The sequence below is a fragment of the Flavobacterium tagetis genome (assembly GCF_016735615.1).
GTDB lineage: Bacteria > Bacteroidota > Bacteroidia > Flavobacteriales > Flavobacteriaceae > Flavobacterium > Flavobacterium tagetis.
This window is the reverse complement of record NZ_JAERSF010000002.1, coordinates 1,352,783-1,378,538: the sequence shown is the minus strand read 5'-3', so window position 1 is coordinate 1,378,538 and position 25,756 is coordinate 1,352,783. Positions and strand designations below refer to the sequence as shown.

21 protein-coding genes are annotated in these 25,756 nt (G+C 32.3%); 2 read left to right on the top strand and 19 right to left on the bottom strand.

Annotated elements, in window-relative coordinates; all coding sequences use genetic code 11:
- Positions 1-3: 3 nt before the first annotated feature.
- The gene (locus JI750_RS13370) at positions 4-666 is read right to left on the bottom strand and encodes a response regulator transcription factor (protein ID WP_202002650.1); all 663 of its coding nucleotides are present in this window, start codon (positions 664-666) and stop codon (positions 4-6) included.
- A gap of 199 nt (positions 667-865) precedes the next feature.
- Between JI750_RS13370 and JI750_RS13365 the strand changes: the two genes are divergently transcribed.
- Positions 866-3,004: an LTA synthase family protein gene (locus JI750_RS13365; protein WP_202002648.1), complete on the top strand. Its 2,139-nt coding sequence runs from the start codon at positions 866-868 to the stop codon at positions 3,002-3,004.
- Between the two features lie 68 nt (positions 3,005-3,072).
- Here JI750_RS13365 and JI750_RS13360 read toward each other — a convergent pair whose 3' ends face one another.
- Positions 3,073-4,071 carry a zinc dependent phospholipase C family protein gene (locus tag JI750_RS13360; protein ID WP_202002645.1) on the bottom strand — a complete coding sequence of 333 codons (999 nt, stop codon included), beginning with the start codon at positions 4,069-4,071 and terminating at the stop codon, positions 3,073-3,075.
- 171 nt (positions 4,072-4,242) lie between these two features.
- On the opposite strand from JI750_RS13360, the gene JI750_RS13355 reads away from it, so the two are divergent.
- On the top strand, positions 4,243-5,193 hold the full coding sequence (locus JI750_RS13355) for a hypothetical protein (RefSeq protein WP_202002642.1): 951 nt from the start codon (positions 4,243-4,245) through the stop codon (positions 5,191-5,193).
- 170 nt (positions 5,194-5,363) lie between these two features.
- Here JI750_RS13355 and JI750_RS13350 read toward each other — a convergent pair whose 3' ends face one another.
- The 17 genes from JI750_RS13350 to lpxA all read right to left on the bottom strand — a co-directional run bounded on the left by JI750_RS13350 (position 5,364) and on the right by lpxA (position 25,686).
- Positions 5,364-6,329, bottom strand: a complete 966-nt coding sequence (locus JI750_RS13350; RefSeq protein ID WP_202002640.1) for a YeiH family protein — start codon at positions 6,327-6,329, stop codon at positions 5,364-5,366.
- Positions 6,330-6,404: 75 nt separating this feature from the next.
- On the bottom strand, positions 6,405-7,301 hold the full coding sequence (locus JI750_RS13345) for a LysR family transcriptional regulator (RefSeq protein ID WP_202002637.1): 897 nt from the start codon (positions 7,299-7,301) through the stop codon (positions 6,405-6,407).
- A 3-nt stretch (positions 7,302-7,304) separates the two neighbouring features.
- Complete coding sequence (locus JI750_RS13340; RefSeq protein WP_202002634.1) at positions 7,305-7,865, bottom strand: TPM domain-containing protein; 561 nt, start codon at positions 7,863-7,865, stop codon at positions 7,305-7,307.
- 28 nt (positions 7,866-7,893) lie between these two features.
- On the bottom strand, positions 7,894-9,921 hold the full coding sequence (locus JI750_RS13335; protein ID WP_202002631.1) for a hypothetical protein: 2,028 nt from the start codon (positions 9,919-9,921) through the stop codon (positions 7,894-7,896).
- 97 nt (positions 9,922-10,018) lie between these two features.
- Positions 10,019-10,765, bottom strand: a complete 747-nt coding sequence (gene fabG, locus JI750_RS13330; protein WP_111369193.1) for a 3-oxoacyl-[acyl-carrier-protein] reductase — start codon at positions 10,763-10,765, stop codon at positions 10,019-10,021.
- Between the two features lie 539 nt (positions 10,766-11,304).
- Positions 11,305-12,660, bottom strand: a complete 1,356-nt coding sequence (locus tag JI750_RS13325) for a DUF4302 domain-containing protein (protein ID WP_202002628.1) — start codon at positions 12,658-12,660, stop codon at positions 11,305-11,307.
- A gap of 32 nt (positions 12,661-12,692) precedes the next feature.
- Positions 12,693-13,553, bottom strand: a complete 861-nt coding sequence (locus JI750_RS13320) for a zinc-binding metallopeptidase (protein ID WP_202002626.1) — start codon at positions 13,551-13,553, stop codon at positions 12,693-12,695.
- Positions 13,554-13,570: 17 nt separating this feature from the next.
- On the bottom strand, positions 13,571-15,049 hold the full coding sequence (locus tag JI750_RS13315; protein WP_202002624.1) for a RagB/SusD family nutrient uptake outer membrane protein: 1,479 nt from the start codon (positions 15,047-15,049) through the stop codon (positions 13,571-13,573).
- Positions 15,050-15,059: 10 nt separating this feature from the next.
- Entirely contained in the window at positions 15,060-18,761 is a 3,702-nt protein-coding gene (locus JI750_RS13310) for a SusC/RagA family TonB-linked outer membrane protein (protein WP_202002622.1), read from the bottom strand.
- Between the two features lie 228 nt (positions 18,762-18,989).
- Positions 18,990-20,105, bottom strand: coding sequence for a FecR family protein (locus JI750_RS13305; RefSeq protein WP_202002620.1), 1,116 nt, complete (start codon positions 20,103-20,105; stop codon positions 18,990-18,992).
- Positions 20,106-20,194: 89 nt separating this feature from the next.
- Positions 20,195-20,800, bottom strand: a complete 606-nt coding sequence (locus tag JI750_RS13300) for an RNA polymerase sigma factor (RefSeq protein ID WP_202002618.1) — start codon at positions 20,798-20,800, stop codon at positions 20,195-20,197.
- 504 nt (positions 20,801-21,304) lie between these two features.
- Complete coding sequence (locus JI750_RS13295) at positions 21,305-21,733, bottom strand: hypothetical protein (protein ID WP_202002615.1); 429 nt, start codon at positions 21,731-21,733, stop codon at positions 21,305-21,307.
- A gap of 141 nt (positions 21,734-21,874) precedes the next feature.
- Positions 21,875-22,747: a succinate--CoA ligase subunit alpha gene (gene sucD, locus JI750_RS13290; protein ID WP_057118027.1), complete on the bottom strand. Its 873-nt coding sequence runs from the start codon at positions 22,745-22,747 to the stop codon at positions 21,875-21,877.
- 86 nt (positions 22,748-22,833) lie between these two features.
- On the bottom strand, positions 22,834-23,196 hold the full coding sequence (locus tag JI750_RS13285; protein ID WP_111378075.1) for a nuclear transport factor 2 family protein: 363 nt from the start codon (positions 23,194-23,196) through the stop codon (positions 22,834-22,836).
- A 1-nt stretch (position 23,197) separates the two neighbouring features.
- Positions 23,198-24,127 carry a UDP-3-O-(3-hydroxymyristoyl)glucosamine N-acyltransferase gene (locus JI750_RS13280; RefSeq protein ID WP_202002612.1) on the bottom strand — a complete coding sequence of 310 codons (930 nt, stop codon included), beginning with the start codon at positions 24,125-24,127 and terminating at the stop codon, positions 23,198-23,200.
- A gap of 122 nt (positions 24,128-24,249) precedes the next feature.
- Positions 24,250-24,816, bottom strand: a complete 567-nt coding sequence (efp, locus tag JI750_RS13275; protein WP_111369208.1) for an elongation factor P — start codon at positions 24,814-24,816, stop codon at positions 24,250-24,252.
- Positions 24,817-24,900: 84 nt separating this feature from the next.
- Positions 24,901-25,686 carry an acyl-ACP--UDP-N-acetylglucosamine O-acyltransferase gene (lpxA, locus tag JI750_RS13270; RefSeq protein WP_091497682.1) on the bottom strand — a complete coding sequence of 262 codons (786 nt, stop codon included), beginning with the start codon at positions 25,684-25,686 and terminating at the stop codon, positions 24,901-24,903.
- Positions 25,687-25,756 lie beyond the last annotated feature (70 nt).

Below are 25,756 nucleotides of genomic sequence, written 5' to 3'. Positions count from 1 at the left end.
TTGTTAATCATTGGCAATATATCCAATACCTCGGATGGTTTTGATATAATCTTCTTCAATTTTAAGGTTGAGTTTTTTTCGAATTGCATTCATAAAAACATCTATAACGCCTGTATCATATTCAAAATTAATTTCCCAAACGTCTCTTAAAATCTGATTTCTTGTGCAGACTTTTCCTTTATGCTGAATTAAATAAGCTAATAACTCAAATTCGCGTTGCGTTAGCGAAATTTCTTCGTCTCCTTTCAATACGATATGTCTGGACAAGTCCATCGTAATATTACCAAGAGTCAAGCTTTCGGTTTGTTTTTTATTTCTAAAGTGGACTTTAATTCGCTCCACCAATTCTTCAAAACTAAAAGGCTTTTTGATGTAATCATTTGCTCCGGCTTTCAGTCCTTCAATAGTTTCCTGAACCGTATCTTTTGCCGTCAAAAAAATAATTGGAGTCTCGTGATCTTTAATTCGAATAGCCTTACACAAATCAAGACCATTAATTTTTGGTAACATCCAATCTAAAAGAATTAAGTCAAATTTTTGTTCCTGAACCAGCTCAAAACCTTTGGAACCGTCGGCTGCAGTTGTAATTTGATAGCCTTCTTCTTGCAAACCTTGTTTTAGAAATTGAACAATTCCTACTTCGTCTTCAACTATTAAAATATGCATTTATCGTATCTGATTAAATTTGAATTTCATTTTTTCAATTCAAAGATAGATAATTTACCTCTCCGAAATAGTCCGACATATCAATAAATAAAGAAAACCAGTATCTTAAGCAAACTTTAAGTTAACGTTAAGTAAGGTAAAAGTTGAACTTAATCTGGCATTAATCATTCGAAATTAATTTTGTAAAAAAATAAGACCGATGAATTTTTACAAAAAACTTTCGCCTTTCTACAATCTTGCTTTACTGTATTTTATTGTAAGTTTTACACTTAGAATAGTATTGCTTTTCCATCCTATTACTCAAAGTTCGTTTACTTTTACAGAGAGCTTAAAAATATTCTCATTTGGTTTATTGTCAGACACTTTCGTGTTTGTACTCGCTTCGGGCTTTTTGTGGCTTTACCTTATTTTTATTTCCAATTCAAAATATAACAAGCCTTACGGATATATTATTCTGGCAGGTTTTATAGCACTTTTTCTTTATATAGCTTCAGGAAAAAGCATTTTTGATGAATACGGCGGTGCTTTACCCAGAATCGTTTTGATTTTTGTTTCCTTAAAAATACTTTTGTTTGCGCTTTTCCTTTTCCTTCCAAAACACAGAGATAAAATCAGGTTTTGGCTTTTTGCTTTTGTGATCTTTTTATACGTTTTATTGATTCTTCAAAATGCGATAAGCGAATTCTTCTTCTGGAATGAATTTGGAGTAAAATATAATTTCATCGCAGTTAATTATCTGATATACACTAATGAAGTCATAGGAAATATTATGCAGTCTTATCCAGTAATTCCTATATTTTCTGCTTTATTTATCGTTACAGGAACTATTACTTATTTCATTATTAAGAATTCTAGAAATTATATTGATGAGATTCCAAGTTTTAATGAAAAATTGAAAATTACAGCTCTTTATGCAGTTTTATTTGTTGTGTCATTGTTGGCTGTTCCAGGATTAGCCAAAACAGAAAATTCTAAAAACATCTTTGTTAACGAACTGCAATCGAACGGAATCTATAAATTCTATTTGGCTTTCCAGAATAATAAATTGGATTATTTCAAGTTCTACAAAACAATTTCAAACGAGAAAGCTTTTGCTTTGCTAAAACAAGATTTGCCTTCTATTTCAGGAAAAAATACATTGCGTGAAATAAAAGAAGATTCTCTGGAACAGCGCAAAAATGTGGTGCTAATTACAATTGAAAGTTTAAGTGCCGACTTCATGAAAATGTATGGCAACGAACAAAATATTACACCGTTCTTAGATAGTCTTACTCAAAAAAGCTTGCTCTTTACAAATGTTTATGCGGCAGGAAACCGTACAGTTCGCGGACTTGAAGCTGTAACTTTGTGTTTGCCTCCAACGGCAGGCGAAAGCGTTGTAAAAAGAGAAGACAATAAAAATAAATTCTCAACAGGATCTGTTTTTCTTAAAAAAGGCTACAATGTGAAATTTATGTACGGAGGAGATGCTTTTTTTGATAATATGCAAGATTTTTATTCCGGAAATGGTTATCAGATTATTGACAAATCGAGTTTTGCTGAAAATGAAGTTACTTTCTCAAACGTATGGGGAGTTTGTGATGAAGATATGTACAATAAAGCAATCAAAATCATGAATACTGAGGCCAAACAAAACAAGCCTTTCTTCAATCATATTATGACGGTGAGCAATCATAGACCTTTTACGTATCCTAACAATAAAATTGATATTCCTGGAAACATCAAATCTCGTGATGGTGGCGTAAAATATACCGATTATGCGCTTAGACAATTCTTTAATCAAGCATCGAAACAACCTTGGTTTAAGAATACAGTATTTGTAATTGTAGCCGATCATTGTGCTTCGAGTGCAGGAAAAACAGAACTTCCGTTAGATAAATATAGAATTCCAGCTTTAATTTATACGCCAGAAATGAAGCCTGAAAAATACAACAAGTTAATGTCACAAATAGATATTATGCCAACATTATTTGGACTTTTAAATTTTGACTACGAAAGTAAATTCTTTGGACAAGATGTATTTAAACCAGATTATCAGCCCCGAGCTTTTATAGCCACTTATCAGGATTTAGGTTTAATAAAAGACAATGTTTTGACAATTTTATCTCCAAAACAACAGATAAAGCAGTTTCAGCTAAAACTTAATGAAAAAACAGGAATCTCTCCAGAATTTCAAATTCATTATGATGAAATTCCATTGAAATCTGAGAATAAAAACCTAGTTGATGAAACCATTTCGTATTATCAATCAGCGTCTTATGTTTTAAAAGAGAAAGAATATCAGTTCAAGGATTTGGCAGATAAGAATAAAAAATTATACGCAAACATTCGCAATTAAAAGAAAAAAAGCCTCAAATCATAAAGAATTTGAGGCTTTTTTATTTTATTGTTTCAGTTATATTGAATTTAGTCGTTTTGATTTTTCATCCCGAATAAATTTCCTTTCTGATATAATTTTAAATCTTCTTGCAAGAACTGGTAATTTCTTTGTGTAACAGCTGGCGCATCTAAATCGCTTAAATCAGGTTTTCCGGCATTTACCCAAGCAGTATACCAAAAACTTGCCGTTGCACTAATCGCTTTTCTCATTTGGCTTTCAACCATTCCATTTAGTTCCGCGTGTAATTTTGTAGCGTATTCATCAGAGAATTTAGAGGTATTGTATTTCGTTTTTGCAATTTTACCCTCTGCGTCCATTTCAAAAACTTTATTCTCTGGAGTTGCTACTCTTAGCTTTTTGTCAATATCTAATAAAGGTTGTGCTAGCGTATGAGTATCATTAATCATATCCCAAATTGCTTTGTGAACATCTGCATAATACTGTGCTTCAGGAACATTTAATTTATAATTTTTAACAAATAACTCTGGCAATCTGCTTTCCCATAAAGAGTGAATACCTTTTTGATCTGTTAATTGTCCATCATGATTTTTTGAAGTATGCAAAGGCATGTGTGCATCACCAATATAATGACCTAAATCTGCAGCAAGAAATAAGATTTCAGCTCTATTTTTTTCTTTAAAAGCTTTAGTCAATTTTGCCATCATGTCTTCAATGTACCAAGGCAAAATTCCATTATCGCTTAAAAATTTAGCATCATATTTTTGTTTTGCTTCTTCTAATGTTTGCGGATAAGTATCAGCGGCTCCAAAGTTTTCCATATCAAAATAGTGCCTTGGACCTTCTTCTTTATAATTTAAAGCATACTTGCGGATATCTGGAACCGAAGCTTCTTGTGTAATAAAATCAATGTGATTGTAAAAAAAGATCTGTAATTGTTTTGGTAAAGCCATTACAGCTGCTTTGTTAATACGCTCATGGCCAACATTTCCCCATGACAGCATAATAAACCCAATAACTAAAGCCCCGAAAGCGATTAGTTTTGGTCTCATTTGGATTTTCTTCATTTGTTTTTTTATTAGAGGGAGCAAATTTAGCTTTAATTAAAGAATACGCAAAAAATACTATCATTAAGATTCTACTATTTTGAGTTATTACGATTTATTAGCCTAAAAACGAGAGAAGTTCATATTAACAATATTTTTCTTTGTATGTTTGTTAGGTATTAAATCTAAAATATGCGCCATACTTTTCTTATTGCCGCTAGTTTCTTATCTAGCATTTGTTTTGCACAGGAAATCGAATTAAAACCAGGCAATGTAATCGACACAATCTTAAATCAAAAAAGAACTTTAAAAATAGCCGAACCTTTTAAAGCAAAAAAGGTAATGTGGGAGCTTTTTCCTGGCACAGAATATGGCAAACGCGACGGAAGCGGATTCATTAGTTGGATCTGTAAAACTTGTACACCTTCACCTTATACCGATGTAAACGGCATTGAAGGAGATCAGTTATTTCCATATACAGAAGGCGTTGCAACGAGACTTTTAGCAAATATTGACTATTCAGATTCAAAAGGAAATCAATTCAAAATACTAGCTTTTAATCATTCTGTTCATGATGAAGACGGATTACAGACTGGACGTTTTTCTGGAGGATTGTTTGGTTTGGCAAAATTTGCGAAAAACGGTAATTCTTGGGACATGAGATCTTTCCAGCCTGCAGTTGCTGCTTTCGGTTCTTTTGCACAATGCCCTTCTCCAAAATTGGTCGAAATTGGAGAAGATCAGTTTGCATTTACATTATTACATGTTAACGGCGGCGCAGGCGGTCCTTTTGAGGGATGGCTGTATTTAGTTGCTGGTTTTGATGGAAAATATCAGCCTATAATGGAAGTGAACGATTATCAACTTACCAACGTTCAAAGCATAGAATGGTCTGGAAATTACACCGTTGTAAATGATAATACAAAAAAGCATTTTAGAGATATTATCATAAAAACAAAGGGATTTTTCAATAAAGCATTAAAAGCTCAAGATGAATTTGAAACTAATGTTCCTGAAGAAATTGCGGCAATGGCCAAAACAAAAAAGTCATTCAATTTTGAAATTGAACGACGTTTTGCTTTCAAAGGAAAGTTTTACAAAATGATTGACAAACCAATTGTAAAATTCTCCAATGTAAAGTAATAGTTAAAAAACTTTGAGTATAGTTCTACCGCAAAGAACGCAAAGATTTTTTTAGGATTGAGAATACAAACGCAAAGTTCGCAAAGCTTTATCTATATAGCTTTGCGAACTTTGCGTTTATATTTAGTCTTTTATGTGTGAATCTTGCGCTCTCTGCGGTTAAAAAAAAACTAACCCAAATAAAGAATTGATACTAAAGCCAAAACGGCGATAAAAATCCAAAGAAAAACACCTTGCAATAAAGGCTTTACTCCCACTGTTTTTAAAGTGGCAAAATTTAGAGTTGCTCCGATCAAAAACAAAGTTATGGTTAAACCGATTTTTGCAATGCCAACAAGATGTCCAGTAAAAATGACAGTTGAAGGAAGATATGTATTCACTAGCATTGCTAAAACAAATAAACCAATAAAGTAAGGAATTTTGATTTTTGAGTTCTTACTTTTAAAAAGAAAAGCAGTTAAGATTGAAATTGGAATAATCCATAATGCTCTCGCCAGTTTTACTGTTGTGGCAACTTGTAATGCTTCAGCACCATATTTATTGGCTGCACCAACTACAGAACTCGTATCGTGAATTGCAATAGCACACCATAAACCAAAATCTTTTTGGGATAAATCTAATTGATGTCCAATAAACGGGAAAACAAATAAGGCAATCGAATTCAATATAAAAATAACTCCCAAAGCTATTGAAGTCTGATTTTCGTTTGATTTGATCACGGGAGAAATGGCCGCGATGGCACTTCCTCCACAGATTGCTGTTCCGCAAGAAATTAAATGAGACGTTTTTCTTTCTGTTTTAAGCCATTTTCCTAACAATAATCCAAAAAGCAAAGTGCTAAATATTGAAAAGACAGTCAAAACAAATCCTTCTTTTCCTGCTGAAACCGCGCTGTTGGCGTTCATTCCGAATCCCAAACCAACAACCGAAAATTGCAATAAAAAGGTTATTGCTTTATGATTGAATTCGACAAACGGATTTCCGAAAAGATTCACAATTAAAACGCCCAATAAAAGTGCTATTGGAGGTGAAATGATCGAAAATAGACATAAAAGAATTACAGCCAGAAAAAGTACTTGCTGTACTGATTGATTAATTTCAAATAATTGTGCTGATGTTTGTTCTTTTGTTTTCAAAATAAATGGGTATTGATATTATGTTGCAAAGTTCCGCCGTTTATATTGAAAACACCAATCGTAAATTACAATTGGCTATAACTTCAAGTTATAATGCAATGCTAAATTTTGAATGAATAGTTCTGATAAAGAATCTGATTTTCCTTGTAAAGTGGCAATGTAAAAATATCGTTCTACAGATAAATTTTCTACATCTAAAACAATCAATTCTTTATTTTTCAACTCTTTACTTACAGCATGAATAGACATAAATGCAAAACAATCTGAATTTAATAAATAAGATTTTATACTTTCTGTACTTCCCAACTGCATTTCGATTTGTAAATCTGAAAATTTCAAACCTGCTTTTTTTAAGGCAAATTCTATAACTTCAAGTGTTCCAGACCCGCGTTCTCGGGTTATGAATTTCATTGATTTTAAATCGTTTACCGAAATTTCATTTTGTTTAACAAAAGGATTATTGCTATTGCAAACCAAAACCAATTCGTCTTTTAAAAACGGAATGTATTTTATAGATTGATTTTTAGACTGTCCTTCTACAATTCCGATTTCGATTTCTTTATCGATTAAAGCATTTTCAATTTGTTCTGTATTTCCATTCAGCAAATTGACTTTTATGTCTTTCTGTTTCTGATGAAAACTAGCCAAAACTGGAGAAATAATATATTGCGAAATGGTTGTACTTGCTCCTAACCTAAGCAAACCTTGACGCTCTGCATTAAACGAACTCATTTCAAAGTCTATTTCGCGATAAATATCGAAAATACTTTTAGTATATCTTAGGAGAATTTTTCCTGCCGGAGTTAAAGCGATTTTAGAACCGTTTCGTTCGAAAAGTTTGGTTTTATACGTTTCTTCTAATTCCTGAATATGTTTAGAAACTGCTGGCTGCGTAATATACAATTCTGTTGCCGCTTTAGTAAAATTAAGGCGGAGCGCAACGGTGTAGAAAACTTTTAGCCTAAAATCCATATTTTATTCCTTTTTAATTTTTGCTCTTAGATTTTCAATTATTTTCATAATTCCATCCAACATTCCTTGATAATAATTTCCCTTTAAAAACTTTGGAATAAAATCATTTTCTATGATTTCTTTTGTTTCGTGTTCTGAGAGCATTTTAATCGTTCCGTCTCCAAGTTCTACCCGAAATTTTTTATATCCTTTTGAAAAACTAATCAAAATTCCATTATCCTTACCTTTCTTACCAAATGCCCAAGTTTTTGCTATATGCAATGATAAATCGTCAAAATTTTCTTTTGCTACTTTAATCGTATCAATGGTTACAACTGCAATTTCAATGGAAGTTTCTTTTTCAAAATTAGTAATTATACTATCTAATTTTCTTTCTTCATTATCAGAAAAAATTCCTTCATAATCATTTACCCAACCTTTAGGTTTTGGCAAATTATTCCAATAAATTTCTCTAAATGTAGCAACTACTTTCTGCTTTTCAGAATTATTATTTTTCTTCTCTATACTTTGTCCATTAAAAGTAATTGTGATTAAAAATAAAATAGTAAAAAATAATTTCCTCATTAATAAAAATTAGTGAATTCTGAAGAAACTATAATAAACCATTATACTTCCTAACAAACCATTCTGTAGTCAATAAAGCAACAATCAAAATCAATAACCAAACCCAATCAATAATTGGAGTTTTACTTGAAATATTTTTCTCGATTGATTTGTATTCTTTGTTTTCTAAAAGCGTATTAATCAACTGATCTGCCTGATCTTCAAAGAACGCTTTTCCTCCTGTCTGCTGAGCTAATTGCTGTAATTTTACCACATCTGGATTTACAAATTGCTTTTCAATATCAAAATCTAAAATTTCAAAATGGCTTGCGTATGAAGTATTCGAATTTAATTCTTTTACTGTAAAGTTATATTTTCCAGCAGGAAGTCCTTCTAAATTAGCTGAGAAAGAGTTGCTTCCTTTTAGTAAATCGTAATTTTTGGTTTGTTTGGTCGCTGCATTTACAACGCTAATTGTAAGTCTTGCTTTTTCGTCAAACTCATAATTTTTGTTGAAATACTGTGCATTGATGATAATTTCTTCTCCCGAATTATAGAAACTTTCATGAGTTACTACCAAAGATTTTTTTGAAGTCGATGATGCTAAATATTGAACAATCTTATCAATAAAAACATCATACTTTTCAAATGATTGATTGTCGACATGACTTTGCAAACGCCACTTCCAGCTATTTTCTCCAAGAAGGAAAGCGGTTCTTTTTCCTTGATTTTCTGTGAAAGCCAATAATGGAGCATTTGTAGAAACGTTTCTAATTTTTGACGAAAGTAAAATAGAAACATTTCCGTTTGTGCTGATATTTCCGAACGGATTTTGCAAAGGTGGGAAATTTTCAAAACCTATATCGTCGATGGCAAACAAATTAAAATCTGAATGGAATTCATTAAGAAAATCTTCTCGCTGATTGCTCATTTTAAAAATCAGATTATTTTGCTGCTGATTTAAAAAATTAAAATCGGTATTGTTTCCTGTTATAATAAAGGTATTTGTTCCTTTTAATTTATTGTTGTCAAATATCGGCTTGAAAGCTGTTGTTGGCTGATATAAAACTAAAACAGAAACATCTTGTAAGTCATTAATTTGATTCGGTTTAGCTAATATCACTTTACGCTGTGCATTAACTTCAATCGAACGTTTTAAAGAAGCAATATCTGGATGATTTATTGCAGAAACAATAGCAATTGTAGACTTCTGATCAATAATTTCAACTGCAAAATTTTTGATATTGTTGTAACTGTTTTTTTCTTTAGCCGAAGACTGGATACTTGCTTTATAAATCTGTAATCCTACTTTATCTGCAGGAAGAAGCAAATTCAAAGAAGCTGTTTTTTTTGAGGGCGAAAACGAAAGTTTTTCTTTTGCAACAACAGTATTTCCTTGCGAAATGGTAAATTCTGCATTGGCGGTTTTATCACCAGCATATTGCAGAAAAACTTCGACAGGAAATTTATTTTTATGAAACGCGTATTTGTTTACGTTAAGCTGATTGATTTTTAAATCGAAAAAAGTGGTTGTATCTCCCACAACCAAAGGATAAACTTTATTGACAGGATCGAATCTATAGACATAGTCGTTTCCTGTAGTTTGATTTCCGTCTGTAATAATTACGGTTGGGAAAATCAGATTTTTATTGATGCTTTTTAGATTCTTCGCGGCTTCGTCTAAATTGGTTTGATTTCCCTTAAAATCAAATTTATCTGAAGTTTTAAAATCGTTATCAAACTGATAAGACTGAATTTCAAACTTTTCTTTTAAGGCTGGATTTGAAACTAGTTTTTGATATAACTCAACTGCTTTTTTATCAGATTTTAAAGCTGCAATAGAACTAGAATTGTCTACCACAATTGCTAAAGGGGTTTTGGTAATCTCCAAAGAATTTTTAGAAATTATCGGATTGATTAATAAAACCAATAATCCGAAAATGGCTAAAAAACGTAAAAAAGCCAAAAGTATAATCACATTGGATTTACTTTTGGCTTTGAAAAAATATTGAAAGTACGATAAACCACCAGCGATTACTAAAGAAAGCAATAATAAAAGAATCGTGTTTGTCGTCATATTTATTTAGTATTCAGTAATCAGTTTTTTAGTGATCAGATTGTTTAGTGTTCAGAGTCAGAAAAACTGAATACTAAAACCTGAACACTGAAAACCATTAAGTAAGCATTCCTCCGCAAACATTAAGAACTTGTCCTGTAATGTATCCGCTCATGTCTGAAGCAAGGAATAAACAAGCATTTGCAACGTCTTCTGGAGTTCCTCCACGTTTCAACGGAATACCTTCTCTCCATCCTTTTACTACATCTTCGCTTAATTTTGCAGTCATTTCAGTTTCGATAAAACCTGGAGCGATTGCATTGCAACGAATGTTACGAGAACCTAATTCTAATGCCACAGATTTAGTAAATCCGATTGCACCAGCTTTAGAAGCTGCATAGTTTGTTTGACCTGCGTTTCCAGAAACCCCAACAACAGAACTAATGTTGATGATAGATCCTGCTCTTTGTTTCAAGAAAGTTTTCTGAATTGCTTTTGTCATATTGAAAACCGATTTCAAGTTTACATCAATTACTTGGTCAAAATCTGCCTCAGACATACGCATTAATAGGTTGTCTTTTGTAATTCCGGCATTATTGATTAAGATATCTACAGTTCCAAAATCTGCTAAAACAGCATCAACAAAAGTTTGAGCTTCGTTAAAATCTGCTGCGTTAGATTGGTATCCTTTCGCTTTTACTCCTAAACTATTTAATTCTGCTTCTAAAGCTTCTGCAGATGCAGCAGATGAGCTGTATGTAAAAGCAACGTTTGCTCCATGTTTAGCAAAAACTTCAGCAATTCCTTTTCCAATTCCACGGCTTGCACCAGTAATAATTGCAACTTTTCCTTCTAGTAATTTCATATTAAGGTATTCGTTTTATTTTTTGAATTACAAATATAGATTATTTGAGCATTTAATAAAATTTGTAATCCAAAAATTGGCTTAAGAATTTTAGATGTTGCTAAAACAAAAAAAACAGCTCATAAAATGAGCTGTTTCCCCCCAAAATAAAAAAACAAAACTAAAAAAGTTTAAATGTGATTTTGTTTCGTTAATTAAGAATGTTAATACCAAGTAACATTTGACATTCTTAAAAATGTGTTTTTTTTAGTCTATTTTTCTTTATCCTCCTTAAGCTTATCAAAGACTATACAACCAATTGCAATTATTATTGACAAATACAGATAAGGTTTTAAATATAGATAATAGTATTCGTTAATAATTAAAAGTCCTATTCCCCAGAAGAAGATTGCAATAGTTGCTGGTGTCAATATTTTTTTAATCATAATATCTATATAATGAAAAGTTAGATTGTTTAATTCAGAAATTATGTTTAGAAAAAGCAACTCAGAAAAATGAGTTGCTTTTCCTTCAAATTTTAAAACTAAAAATTACAGCCCTTACAATTGATAAGTTGTTATTCTAAAACCATTATTTGACGCGTTTGCAAGTGTATATATTTTATTAGAAGCCACAATTGTAAAAGCTTCTTTTTTGATATATAATCCCTCTGGATTTGTAAGCTGTGCATCTAAGTCTTTTAAAATTGCAATAGTAGCAGCATTATGAGTCCATCCATCATCTGTTAAAATGATGGTTTTATTTGCTTCATTCACTTCTGTAGTTACAAAGTGAGTTATTGTAGCCTTTCCTCCATTAAACAGGTATTGAATATAGGTACCGTTAACTGCATTGTTAAATACAACTTGAACTCTGGCAAGTGATTGCGTTGCTGGTAATCCTGCATTTATTTTATCTATTAAATTTCTACATAAAACCGAATTACTTTGTGCTGCAGTCAAGTTTGGCGCAATATAACCAACCACTCTTTGCGGCTGACCTGGAGCGAAATTTTTATAATCATCAGAGATTACAAATGGAGTGTTTGAGTACTTTATTGAGGCACTCGCACCATTGGTTCCTGTTGCTGTAAAACTGCCATCGGCACTATTAAAAATAAAATTACTTAGCATTTGATCTCCAACTTTAATAGCTGGGCTAATCACGATACCATTTGGCGAATAACCAATACCTATACCATTATTACTAGTTATATCGGTATAACTTCCAAAACGAGTTATTGTAGTGTATGGGTTGAAATCATAAGTTTTCTTAGTTGTCCCATCGATAATCTCAAGTCCTCTGTTTGCACCGAAAACATTACTTCCAATTACATTTGGAATCATTAGGAAATTCTTAGATAAGTCATCCCAATCTTGAGACGTTGCTTTTACAAAACGTATTTCTGAAGAGTTACTATCGCCAGCAGTCCTATTAGCTTTAAAAATAAGCTGACCATTGTCTTGTCCGTAGTATAAAAATTGGAAATCACCTAAATACCCTTTTCCTCGCAAAGCTGCAGTTGGAGCGGCAGCTGGACTTGAGTCTGACAGCAAATGAATTCTATTTTTGGTTGTAAAAACCAAACTTACTGTACTTCCTAATTGAATATCATAATCGCTTGTAAATTTTGGAGTTGATGTCGTATTGAAATCTGATGCCATTTCTACTTTTCCATCCGCCGTAAACTTGAACAAATGCGTGAATCCTCCTAGTTGCTTATTATCTGTAAAATAAACAGCCTTCCATCCATCAGGAGAAGTAAGCAAAACCTCTTGCAACTCACTTTTTTGAGCATTTAAACGCTCAGTTGGAGTTTTATCAAACTTTTGTTCAACTTCTGTATCAGTACAAGCTGTAAAGTGCAACATTAAAGATGCAACAACTAAATATCTGAATATATATTTTATTTTCATACTATCTCTTTTAAAGTTTTTATAATTACTAATTAATTATTGACCACATTCGTTGTGTTCTTTTCCGCTTCATCTCTTAAAGCATAAAAGTCCATATTAAATGTTTCTTTGAAATATTTAACAACTATAGCCTCTTTTTTCTGGATATCAGCTCTAGCTTTTGCACTTGAAATGCTTGCTAATATTGCGGCATATTCCGCTTTCGTACTGATTAGGATAATTGATGCTGTTTCAGCAAAATCTTCGACGACATTTGACCTTGCATAGTTAGTAATAAAACCCAGTTCTCTAGAAGCAGCTGTGGTTTCAAGATGCCACGTTGCAGTATAACCGGAAGGAGTTATTTTTCCCCAACCTTGCTCATCAAAAGGTTTCGTCTGATTTAAGATATGAATATATTCATGTTGGATAGTATGAATGAACTCTGCAACAATCGCGCGATTTTTTCTGTTCAAGTTATCGACTTCAAAAAGCGTTATTCTTTGTCCACCTTCAGCAATACCCAGTGTCCTTGTTCCATTTGAATTTGAGTTTACACCTCCAACCAAAACTATTTCTCTAGGAGCAATTTTTTTCACAAAATCAGCACCACCAATTGTAGCATAACTTTTAAGCCAAATTTGCTGCACAATTTCCAATGCTGGTTTTACTTTGTCCAAAGTTGGAGGAAACAAAAATCTTGTATTATCAACTGTATTTTGATTCCATTTGTATTGTGCATTAATATTATAAGGAACTAAATAATTACTATCAATCCATTTATCCAATTCCGTTTTAAGAGGCTGATTATAATCTAATTGACTTTCCTTAGGCTGCTCTTCTTGTGCGCAAGATGCCAAAGCCAAGACTCCAACAAACACGGCTATTTTTTTATATTTATTTATTATTTTCATACTACTTAAAATTTTATTTATCTAGGATTTTTTTCTACTCCGTTACTTGATGCACTCAAAGGAATTTGCAATGCTCTACGGTTATCATCTTTTTCCAAGGTATTTGTTGGCTTGCTAAATGTTTCATGTACTACAACAATATTAAAACGTTTAATATCAAACCATCTAATTCCTTCATGAATAAAATCTCTTCTTCTAGTTTCTGCAATAGCCTTAACATAAGAAGTCTGAACAGGTGTCATAGAATAAAATGGAGTATATTCATCTGCAACAACTGGATATTTGTCAACCACTTTTGCTTCTGTAAGTTTATCTGTTGTTGCATTATATCCAGTAGTTCTAGTACCAAAGAAATACTCTAATTCAGCATTAGCTTCATTGATTCGATTTTTCATAACAAGAGCTTCAATTCTGTTTAAATAGAATTCGTCATAAGACAAAAGAACTGTTCCTGTATATGGTTCTCCAATACTTGCTGTAAGATTTGTATATTTAAAATATTCCTTAAACTTTGCAGAGAAAACAGTCATACTGCTATTATATGAATAAGTTTTATAAAGCCAAGCTTTTCCAAATATATTAGTTCCAGTCCCTAAAATACCTTGACTTCTATCTCCAGCTAAATAAAATCTATTTCGGCTGGATGCTCTAGCATAAATTGAATAAGCCGATACAACTAATAAATTTGCAGGCTCATCTGCTTTTGCGTATTCAATAAACTGTATATTAGGATCTAAAGCAGTAAATGTTAAATAATTTCTCAATTTTCCTACTGGTTTTGAACCTAATCCTTCTGAAACTTCAAGAACTTTGTCCCAATCTCCTTTAATTAAATAGAAACGGCTTGCAAATGCATTTGCAGCTTCTTTAGTAAAGTGGAACTTAGGCTCAGAATAGTTATTTCCAACAAGTTTCAAACCTTCTTCAAGGTCTTTTTGTATAAAATCAAAGACTTCTTTAACAGTATTACGAGTATATTTTTTAATCAATACTTCTTCTGGTTCAGTAACATAGGGGATCCCTAAATCTTTATCAGCTGTTGATGGATTATATCTTTGAGACCAAAATGAAACCAGCATAAAATGTGAATAAGCTCTAGCTAGTAAAGCTTCCCCTTTTTGTGGATTTAAACTAGAAGGGTTTCCTAACTCATTAATCGCTTGCAATGCCTTATTTGCATGTGCAATGGCTCTATAACATGCATCCCAGTAATTGGCTTGTGTATCTATATTTGTTTCATTGTTCATTTCCCAATTATAGTTTTGCTCATTTTTAGGCAAAGTTTCAGCTAATTGTCCGTCTCCAACATTGTCTGTCATTGTTTCTGCAAATTCCATATAAGTTCCTCCTGATGGATATGCATTAACTAATAATTCCGATATTTTGTCTGCTGTATCTATTTGCGTTCTATTATCTGGAGTTTCAGAAAGAAAGTCATCACAGCTGCTTAAAGAAACTACAAATAATAAGGTAAGTGCTATTTTTATATTTTTCATATTAAATTAATTATAATGAAACGTTTAAAGTAAATGTATACTGAGAAGTTATTGGAAATGCAACTCCTCCTGTATTACGGAATTCAGGATCTTGACCGTTTAATTTTTTATCTGAATAAATCAACCAAGGATTAACTGCAGAACCTTTTAATGTAAAAGTACTTACTCCAATTTTCTGCTTGAAGTCTTTTGGAAACTCCCAGCTTAATGAGATGTTTTTCAACCTTACAAAGTCACCATCTGCAATTCTAACATCAGAATAATTGTAAGTATTGTAAGCTCTTTGCAACCTATTTTGTCCACCATAATCTGTAATTAATCTCTTATCAGCAATTACTGGAACATTTGTAAAGTTTTCATCACCTGGATTGATCCAACGATTAGTAAAGTCCTTTGTAAATACTGTTAAATCATCATATTGACTGTCATAAACTGGATTTAGACGAACTTTATTTCCTCCTGACCCAACAATAAATACATACAATGACCAATTTTTATAAGTAAATGTGTTTGCTAGACCAATTGATTTATTTGGTTCAATAGACCCTTCATATTTTAAGTAATTAGTAACATTATCGTTATCTTGAAAATCAGCTCCCGTAATATTATTTGTTTCACCAGGTGCCATAACAAATGTTGGAAGGCCTTGATTGTTTAAACCAGTAAATTGATAAGAATAAATAGAGTTTCTCGGATGTCCAATTGCATTTCCACCATTACCGTCAATTAAATCAAATGCCGTTGGCTTGTTCTCCAATTTTGTAATTTCCTGGTTGAAAACTGAAAAATTAAGGGTTGTAGACCATTTAAAATCACGACTTACGATGTTTTGAGTTGTTATACCAACTTCAAGACCTTTAGTTTCCATGTTTGCATTATTTCCTTGTTTGATTCTTTGACCTCCAATACCTGAAGTGACAACATAATCAACTAAATCAAATGCTTTACGACGATAAACATCTGTTACAAGTTGAACTCTGTTATTAAACATTCCTAAATCAAGTCCAATGTTAGTTTCAAATTGTTTCTCCCACGTTAAATCACCATTCTGCAATTGATCAATTTCAATTCCAGTTTCTCTATCATCAAGATTCAAACGATTAGCAATAAAGCTTTTGTAAATTGCTAATGAGTTTGTTGCAGGTCCTGCCGTTGCCGTTAGACCATAAGATCCTCTTAAAGCTAAATTATTGATTGCTTTCGCATCTTTCATGAATTTCTCTTCACTAAGATTCCATTTCCCACTAAAAGTATAAGTTGGAAGCCATCGAGACGAACCGCTATCCCCTTGCCTATTTGATCCATCATATCGTCCTGTAACTGAAGCAGTATAACGACGGTCGTATGTATATCCAACTTTCCCAAAGAAACCTACAGTACGCTCTCTTTCTTCGTTGAAACCGTAATATGAATTTCCTTCATTAATAATTTTCTCAATTAATCTAGGATCTGTAAATGCCGTTAAACCTCTGTCATACTGAAGTCCAGCCGCCGTAAAATTATCACTATTTCTATCTACAGAACGTAGCTCCGTACCAAAGAAACCTTCTAACTCATGTTTATCTGCGAAAGTGTTTCTATATGTTACACTATTTCTAATGTTATAAGAAGTCATATCGTTAGTGAACTTTCTTAAAAACCCACCATTTGGCAATACTGAAACACCTGGAGCTGTTAAATCATTTGGATCTTTGTATAAAAAGATATTTGCATCACGAACAATTGTTGTTTCCATAGCATTGTAAGCTCCCACAACATTTGATCCCTCTAAAATTTTATGTTCTCTGCTTGTATTTGCATAACGAGCAGATCCTGTTAAATTATAAGTCAAGTGTGGATTAATTTTATAATCTAAATCCAATTGAAAACGAATATCTTTTACATCAATATCTAAATAGTTAGTTTTTAATTCATTGATAATATTCATTGGTGCCCAGTTATTTCTATAGTACTCTAGGTTTCCATTTTCGTCATATGGCCTTAAAGTTCTACTAGTATTTAAAACATAACTAAAAGGATTGATATCAAAATCTCTTGTAACTTTACCAAAGACTTGGTCTTTTTGACTTTCGTAAGTACCAGGAGCGCCTTGCTGTCTAATAGAAGCCAAAGTAGACAAAGTAAGATTTAATCTGTCATTGATATAAAAAGTTCCTTTTATGTTTGAAGATAATTGTTTAACATTATCAGCAATAGTCCATCCTGGATCTGTATAATATCCCAAAGAAGCGTAAAATGTATTGTTTTTTCCACCACCAGAAAAACTCAAAGAGTGATTTTGCGTAATAGCTGGCCTAAACAAAACCTTAAACCAATCTGTATTTGCCAATTCATATTTTCTCAAGAAATTATTACGGCTAACAGGGTCGTTATTTACCAAATAGCCACCTGTTTCAGGCACATAAGTATTAATAGCTCTTCCAAGAATATTATAAACACCACCATATCTTCCTTGAACTGTAGATGGCAAATCTAAAAATCCTTTAGACTCCATTTCTTTAAAAATACTCATTGACTCTTGAGAATTCAAAATATCATATTGCGTATAACTTGGTACAGTTCTAACTGTTTGCTCTAAACCATAAGTAATTTTTAACGGAGAATCTCTACGACCTTGTTTTGTTGTAACAACAACAACACCATTTAATGATCTTGAACCATAAATAGAAGTAGCAGAAGCGTCTTTCAGAATTTCAACACTTTGAATGTCATTTGCATTTAAACCTGCAACAGAAGAACTCAATAAAGTTTCTGAATTTCCAGATGCTAAATCAGCAAATGTAATATTGATAATATCTTCCTGAACAACTCCATCGATAACCCATAAAGGTTTTGTATCCCCAAAGATTGAAGAAGATCCACGAACTGTAATCTTAGGAGCTGTACCAAATGTACCTGTAACGTTTTGTACGGTAACCCCTGCGGCTTTTCCTTCAATCATTCTACTTACATCTACAACACCATCAACTTTTAATTCTGCTCCAGAAATTTTACTGATTGCTCCTGTAAATGTTCTCTTAGAAGTTTTCTCGTAACCTGTTGTAACTACAACTTCTTTAAGATTCTGTCCTGCTTCTGTTAAAACTACGGTTGGAGTAGGATTATTAATTCCGATTTCTTTTGTTTCCATACCAACATAAGAAATAACCAAACGGTCTACGTTAGCAGGCATTTCAATAGAGAAATTTCCATCAAAATCTGTTAATACAGCAGTTTTTGTTCCTTTTGCCATTACAGTAGCTCCTGGAAGAGGTGATCCACTTTGGTCTGTAACTTTTCCTTTGATGATTGGTCCGAAAGTCAAAATTTCGAACAAAGAATCATGATTATTCACATTAGAAAAAGAAGTAGTGCTTTTTTGAAGTACAATCTGATTGCTAACTTCAGAAAAAGTGATATTAAAAGGAACCAGTACTCTACTCAAAATACTAGACAGAGTTTCCTGATTTGCTTCTATACTTACTTTCTCTCCTAATTGAGGAAGTCGTGAATTATAGGAAAATTTTACATGTGCAGATTTTTCAATTCTTGATAAAGCATTATCTAAAGTTAGGTTATCAACTGTAATAGTTACTTTAGTATCTAATTTTTTCTGCCCATTTACATTATTTGCGAGAGTAACACTTGAAAACACAAGTGCTAACACAAACTGAAACAGCGTTATTTTCATGATTTGGTGAAGTAATCGTTGCTTGACAACAGGTTTTTTCATAATTTTGGTTTGTTTTGATTAATACTATTCGAGTGTATTTTAAGAAACATCATAAATTACCCTTTACAGAGAGTGATTTATTCAGATTTAAGTGTCGATAATGTTACAGCATTCTCGGCACTTTTTTTATGTATTTATTTTTTACATAGGCAGTTATATATTTTTTTAGTTTTTAATTAGTTCAATTTTGGATTTTCTTTTTTTATTTTCTGATTGAATTTTAAACCTCTAGTTACAGCCAGAAGTTGTAATTACAATCTGATTTCCATTCATTTCATAATTGGTATCATTTCCAATACTTTTGCAAATTATTTTAAGCTTTTCGGCCAACGGTTGATCACTTAGAGAAGTTGTTAATCGGCAATCTTTCAATTTGTCGAGAGGAAAATCAATATCTACCAAATAAGCCTGCTCAATAGTTTCAAGAATTTGCGCTACAGGGATATCAGTAAATTCAAAACTTAATTGTTCAATATTTCTAACACTATTCACTAAAATAGGATCTTCGGTAATATTAGTTATTTTATTAAATACCAATTCTTTACGAACAAAACGCAACGCCTGATTAGGAAGCAAAACAATCTCTTCACTTTCAGTAGCACGAACTAAATCATTGGATTTAACCTTAACTTTACCGGTGCGAACGAGAACTTCAACATTCTGCTGATCTGGATATGCTTTTATTCTAAAGCTTGTTCCAACAACTCGAGTTACGATTTCGTTAGCATAAACAAAAAAAGGCTTTTTAGGATTTTTACTAATTTCAAAGAAACCTTCGCCGGATAAATACACCTTTCTTTCGTTCCCGGTAAAGATTTTAGGATAACTTAATTTACTATTGGGCTGCAATAAGACCGAACTTCCATCAGATAAAGTAATGATCTGTGATTTTTCTGAATTGTTGGTTTGTTCTACCAAACCTTCATCGTTATCTTGAACTAATTCGTTGTATGTAACAACATTGTCATTAGTTATTAAGTCGTTTTTAAAAAACCATGTAGAAAAAATACCAACTAAAATAGCAGCTGCAATACCACTGATCCAGTATCTCTGTATTTTAAGTTTTTTGTTTTTTGAAGTTTGTTGAGAAAGTTCTTCTCTTTGTTCAATTTTACGCCAAGTTTCCTGTAAGGCTTCATGAACTTCATTTGAAGATAAGTCAGATTTTGGAACTCGCATTGCCAATAGTACGAGTCTTGCATCTTCGACAAGCTTAGCTCTTTGCAGATTTTCGAGAGTCCACTCTTCCCAGCCTTGTTCATCAACTTTAGATAAAATCCATAATTGAAAAGATTCATCAGCTAAGAAGTCTTCTATTTCAGTATAATTGTTACGTTTTTGCATCTTACTATTAAGGTTACAAAAACATAGAGGACACTTTTTTTATTATATACTCACCTATTTAAGATTTTTTTTGATTTTTTATTATTTTTTTAAAAAAACCCTGAAGATATAAGGACTAGAAGCGGAATACTGCCTTTCCATTCCTTACGAAGATTTAATAAACCGCGATGAAGAAGATTGCTCGCAGACTGATAATTCATCTCCAATAAATCGGCAATTTGATCTACGCTCAAACCTTGATGATAACGCAAATACAACGCTTCTTTCTGACGACCAGGTAAATCATTTAATAATTTATTTAAAAGAAGGACACGTTCGGCTGTAACTTCGTCTTCAACCAAATCATTTTCTATAGAAAAGTCAAAAAGAAACTCTAAAACATCTGTAGTCGTTGTTTTTCTAAACACATGATCTCTTTCATGCAAACGAGCAATCCTCTTTCTAACACTAGAAAGCAGGTACGCTTTAACAACTACATTATCTTGCAGTGAATCGCGATAAAGCCAAATATCAGCAAAAACATCTTGAATACAATCTTGTACTTTTTCTTCATACGGACAAAGTGAATTGCCATAATTAATTAAGTCTCTATAGTACTTTTCAAAAAGCAAAGAGAAAGATTTCTCATTACCATTTTTCAAGTTATTCCACAGAATAAAATCGTCTAAAACCTTGTTTTTTAAAATTTGGCTCATACAAAATAATTTGGTCTAAAAATCTAATTTACCCGAGCTAATGTCAGTATAAACAGATTCATCGCAGGAATTAAAAATTATTTTAAAAATTGATTTCTTTAGAGATTGAATAGGATTTCTGCAAACCTTAATTTAACAAAAATTAAACAAGTATTTTACATTTCTCCAAATTCAATTACATACGTAAAAGAATTAAATTTTAACATTATTTTTTGTTTTTGTGTGATAAATATAGAAAAGCAAATGATTAAAACCCAATAAATCGCCAAAATTTGCTTCTTTTTTCAAATTCATCAGTATTTACCCTACTTTTTTGATCAAACTTAAAATTTACGATAATTTAAATTTTAATTAACAGGATTGAATTTAAGAATTTCGTTTCTGAATATTAGAGCCACTGATTTTCTTTTATAAAATCAAAGCTATTTTAACTTTCAATTTCATTATCGAAAAAAAAAGCCTTACTGTTTCCAGCAAGGCTTTTTATTCAGTTTTTTTATTTGCTTAAAAAGCTACATTCCATCTTGGCAGTTTACCATTTTCATCTAAGAAGTTTTGTAAAACCTGTCCTTCAACAGCAGTTGGAATTGCTTTTATATCTCCAGCAAAAGTTTCATACCATACTACTTCTAATGAATCAATGTTTTCTAATTTCATTTGAGCTGGCCAAGAATATTTTCTGCCCGTTTTAGCAAACTGATGACCGTTTACAATTTTGTCATATAGTCCGCCATTTTTGCTTTTTAAAGTTCCATCATTTTGAACAGTTCCTGTGGAACCAACCATAATTAGTTCTTTTACGTCATCTTCAACAGCATACACAACAAAGATTCCAGCGCTTCCTTCTGGCGCGTTGCAAGCTTCTTCCAAACTATCATTTACAGTAAAAGTAAAACTGTTTGTTGATTTAAATTTTTCTAATTCTTTATACATATTTTCTTTTTAAGCTTCTAAGATACTGAGGTTCTAAGATGCTAAGTTTTTTTTCATTTACGCCTCAGCCTTTAAAATGTAAAAAAGTCTCAACAGGATAATTGAGACTTTTTTGGAATTTATTATTTTGAGACTTGAAGATTATCCAAGTACTTCTTTTACTTTTTTACCAATTTCAGCTGGTGAATCAACAACGTGAATTCCGTTGTCTCTCATGATTTGTTTTTTAGCAGCAGCCGTATCATCAGAACCACCAACAATTGCACCTGCGTGACCCATTGTTCTACCAGCAGGAGCAGTTTCTCCAGCGATAAATCCAATAACTGGTTTACGGTTACCATCAGCTTTTACCCATCTTGCAGCATCAGCTTCAAGTTGACCACCAATTTCACCAATCATGATGATAGCTTCAGTTTCTGGATCGTTCATTAATAATTCAACAGCTTCTTTAGTTGTAGTTCCAATGATTGGATCTCCACCAATACCAATTGCAGTTGTGATACCTAAACCTTGTTTTACAACTTGGTCAGCAGCTTCGTAAGTTAAAGTTCCTGATTTAGAAACGATACCAACTGTTCCTTTTTTGAAAACGAAACCTGGCATAATACCAACTTTAGCTTCACCTGGAGTAATTACACCTGGACAGTTTGGACCAATTAATCTAGAATTTCTCTCTTTAACATAATTATTTGCTTTAATCATATCTGCTACAGGAATTCCTTCTGTAATAGCAATAATTACTTTAATTCCAGCATCAGCAGCTTCCATAATTGCATCAGCAGCAAAAGCTGGCGGAACAAAAATGATAGAAGTATCAGCACCAGCTTGATCAACAGCATCTTTTACTGTATTAAAAACTGGACGATCTAAATGGCTAGTACCACCTTTTCCTGGAGTAACACCTCCAACAACATTAGTACCATACTCAATCATTTGAGAAGCGTGGAAAGTACCTTCGCTCCCTGTAAATCCCTGAACAATTATTTTGGAATCTTTATTAACTAAAACACTCATGATATATATTTTATGTAGTTTTTAAATTTGTGTTGCAAAAATAAGGTTTTGTAATGTATTTTGACTCTTTTATTGTCAAAAAAATATTAAGAAAATTGACTCATTTGATAACCTCTATAAAGTTTATCATCTTTTATTTGCCAAATGGTTGCAAAATGTGCTAAAAGCATCTCTTCTCTCGGATTCTCAATTGTTTTTACAAAATGAGAGTAACGCACTGATACTAAATCATCTTCGCTAATAATATGGCTAATTCTAACCTTAGAACGTACATAAGCACGGCTAAGATCATTGGCCATTTCAATTATCGAATCATAATCCATCTGAATAAAACCTTTACTACTGTTCCATTCAAGTGTAACATCAGGATGCAGATATGTTTTTAAAATTTCGCTATCAATTAGGGCATCTGACTTATAAAATTTCTGAACAAATTCTTTAATAGACATATTACTTCAATTTACTTAAAATTTCAGGAATCTTCTTAATATTGGCTAATTGTTTCAATTTCTCTCTAGACTCTTCAATTGGGGTTCCGAAATACGATTTTCCACCTTCTACCGATTTAGTAACACCTGTCTGCCCCATCACAACTGCTTTTGAACCAATTGTAATGCCACTAGTAGTTCCTACTTGTCCCCACATTGTAACTTCATCCTCAATAATCACACAACCAGCAATACCAGTTTGAGAAGCTATCAGACATTTTTTTCCAATTACGGTATCATGCCCAACATGTACTTGATTATCTAATTTAGACCCCTCACCAATGGTCGTATCTCCTGTAACACCTTTATCGATTGTGCATAAAGCACCGATGCCAACATTATCTTCAATAACAACTCTTCCGCCAGAAACTAATTGATCGAAGCCTTCTGGACGTTTTTTATAATAAAAAGCGTCTGCTCCTAATATAGTTCCAGCATGTATAATTACATTGTCGCCAATTACAGTATGATCGTAAATTGACACATTAGAATGTATTAAACAGTTCTTACCTATTTTAACATTGTTTCCAACAAAAGTATTTGGCTGAATTACTGTGCCCTCTCCTATTTCTGCAGAAGGCGCAATTGCAACATTAGCAAATTGAAATGGTTTAAAATGTTTTGTGAGAATATTGAAATCTCTAAACGGATCATCAGAAATTAAAAGGGCTTTACCTTCTGGGCATTCTACTTCTTTATTTATTAAAACAATAGTCGCTGCCGATTGCAAAGCTTTGTCATAATATTTTGGATGGTCGACAAAAACAATATCACCAGGTTCTACCACATGTATTTCGTTCATGCCTAAAACTTGAAAATCTTTGTCTCCAATAAATTTGCAATTAAGCAAATGGGCAATTTCTTGTAAAGAATGACTCTTTGGAAATTTCATATATTATAATTAGAAAATTTGTCAATTAGAAAATGAGTCAATTAGAATGTGAATATACAAAAATTATGTCGATTCACAGATTATCTAATTGACTCATTGTCAAATTTATCTTAATTAAAAAACTACTCTTTTACACGCTCCATGTAAGAACCTGTAGCTGTATCAATTTTAATTTTATCTCCTTCATTGATAAACAAAGGCACGTTGATGTTTGCTCCTGTTTCTACAGTAGCATTTTTAGTTGCGTTTGTAGCCGTATTTCCTTTTACCCCTGGCTCAGCGTAAGTAACCTCTAAAATAACAGATGCTGGCATATCTACTGATAATGGCAAATCTGTTTCAGTGTTAATTTGAACCATTACGTTTGTACCTTCTTTCAACAAATCTGGAGCATCCAAAATGTTTTTATTTAAAGAAATTTGCTCAAACGTTTCAGCATTCATGAAGTGAAATTCATCACCTTCTGGGTATAAATATTGAAATGTATGTGTTTCAACACGAATAACGTCAATTTTATGACCTGCTGAAAAAGTATTGTCTAATACTTTACCAGAAGTTAAACTTTTCAATTTTGTTCTTACGAAAGCTGGACCTTTTCCAGGTTTTACGTGAAGAAATTCAATAATTTTATAGATATCGTGATTAAATTTAATACACAATCCGTTTCTAATATCTGATGTAGATGCCATTGCTATTTGTTTATTATATATTGTTAAATCATTTAACCGTTTATCTGTCTAAATAAAAACAAATAAACGGCTAAATTTTTCTTTTTAATAGTTTCCAGAGTAACCTTTCATAATTCCTCTAGATGAATTTCTAATAAAATCTAGAATTTCATCTCTTTCTGGAGTCGCCTCCATCTCTGCCTCAATAATACTTAAGGCTTGTGTTGTATTGTAATTCTTTTGGTATAAAATTCTATATATTTCCTGAATTTCTCTAATTTTTTCAGTTGTAAACCCTCTTCTTCTTAAACCAACAGAATTAATTCCAACATAAGACAATGGCTCCTTTGCAGCTTTTGTAAACGGAGGAACGTCTTTTCTAACCAATGATCCTCCAGAAATCATAGCATGATCCCCAATATGGATAAATTGGTGAATTGCGGCTAAACCTCCAATAACAGCATGATTACCAACTACTACGTGACCTGCTAAAGCAACGCCGTTTACAATAATTGCATTGTTTCCAATCTCACAGTCGTGTGCAATGTGTGCATAAGCCATTACTAAACAATTGTTACCAATTACAGTCTGACCAGAAGCAATTGTTCCTCTATTTATAGTTACACATTCTCTAATTGTACAATTATCACCAATAATCGCAAGAGAATCTTCACCTCCAAATTTTAAATCTTGTGGCACTGCAGAAATTACAGCTCCTGGAAAAATATTACAATTTTTTCCAATTCGAGCACCTTCCATAATGGTCACGTTTGAACCAATCCAAGTACCATCACCAATAACAACATTATTGTGAATTGTTGTAAATGGCTCTATTACAACGTTTTTAGCGATTTTCGCGCCTGGATGAACATATGCTAATGGTTGATTCATCTGTATGTTTTATATTTTTAATTAAAATATTCTAATTTGAAGCAACAAACCTAAACAATAAATTTGATAA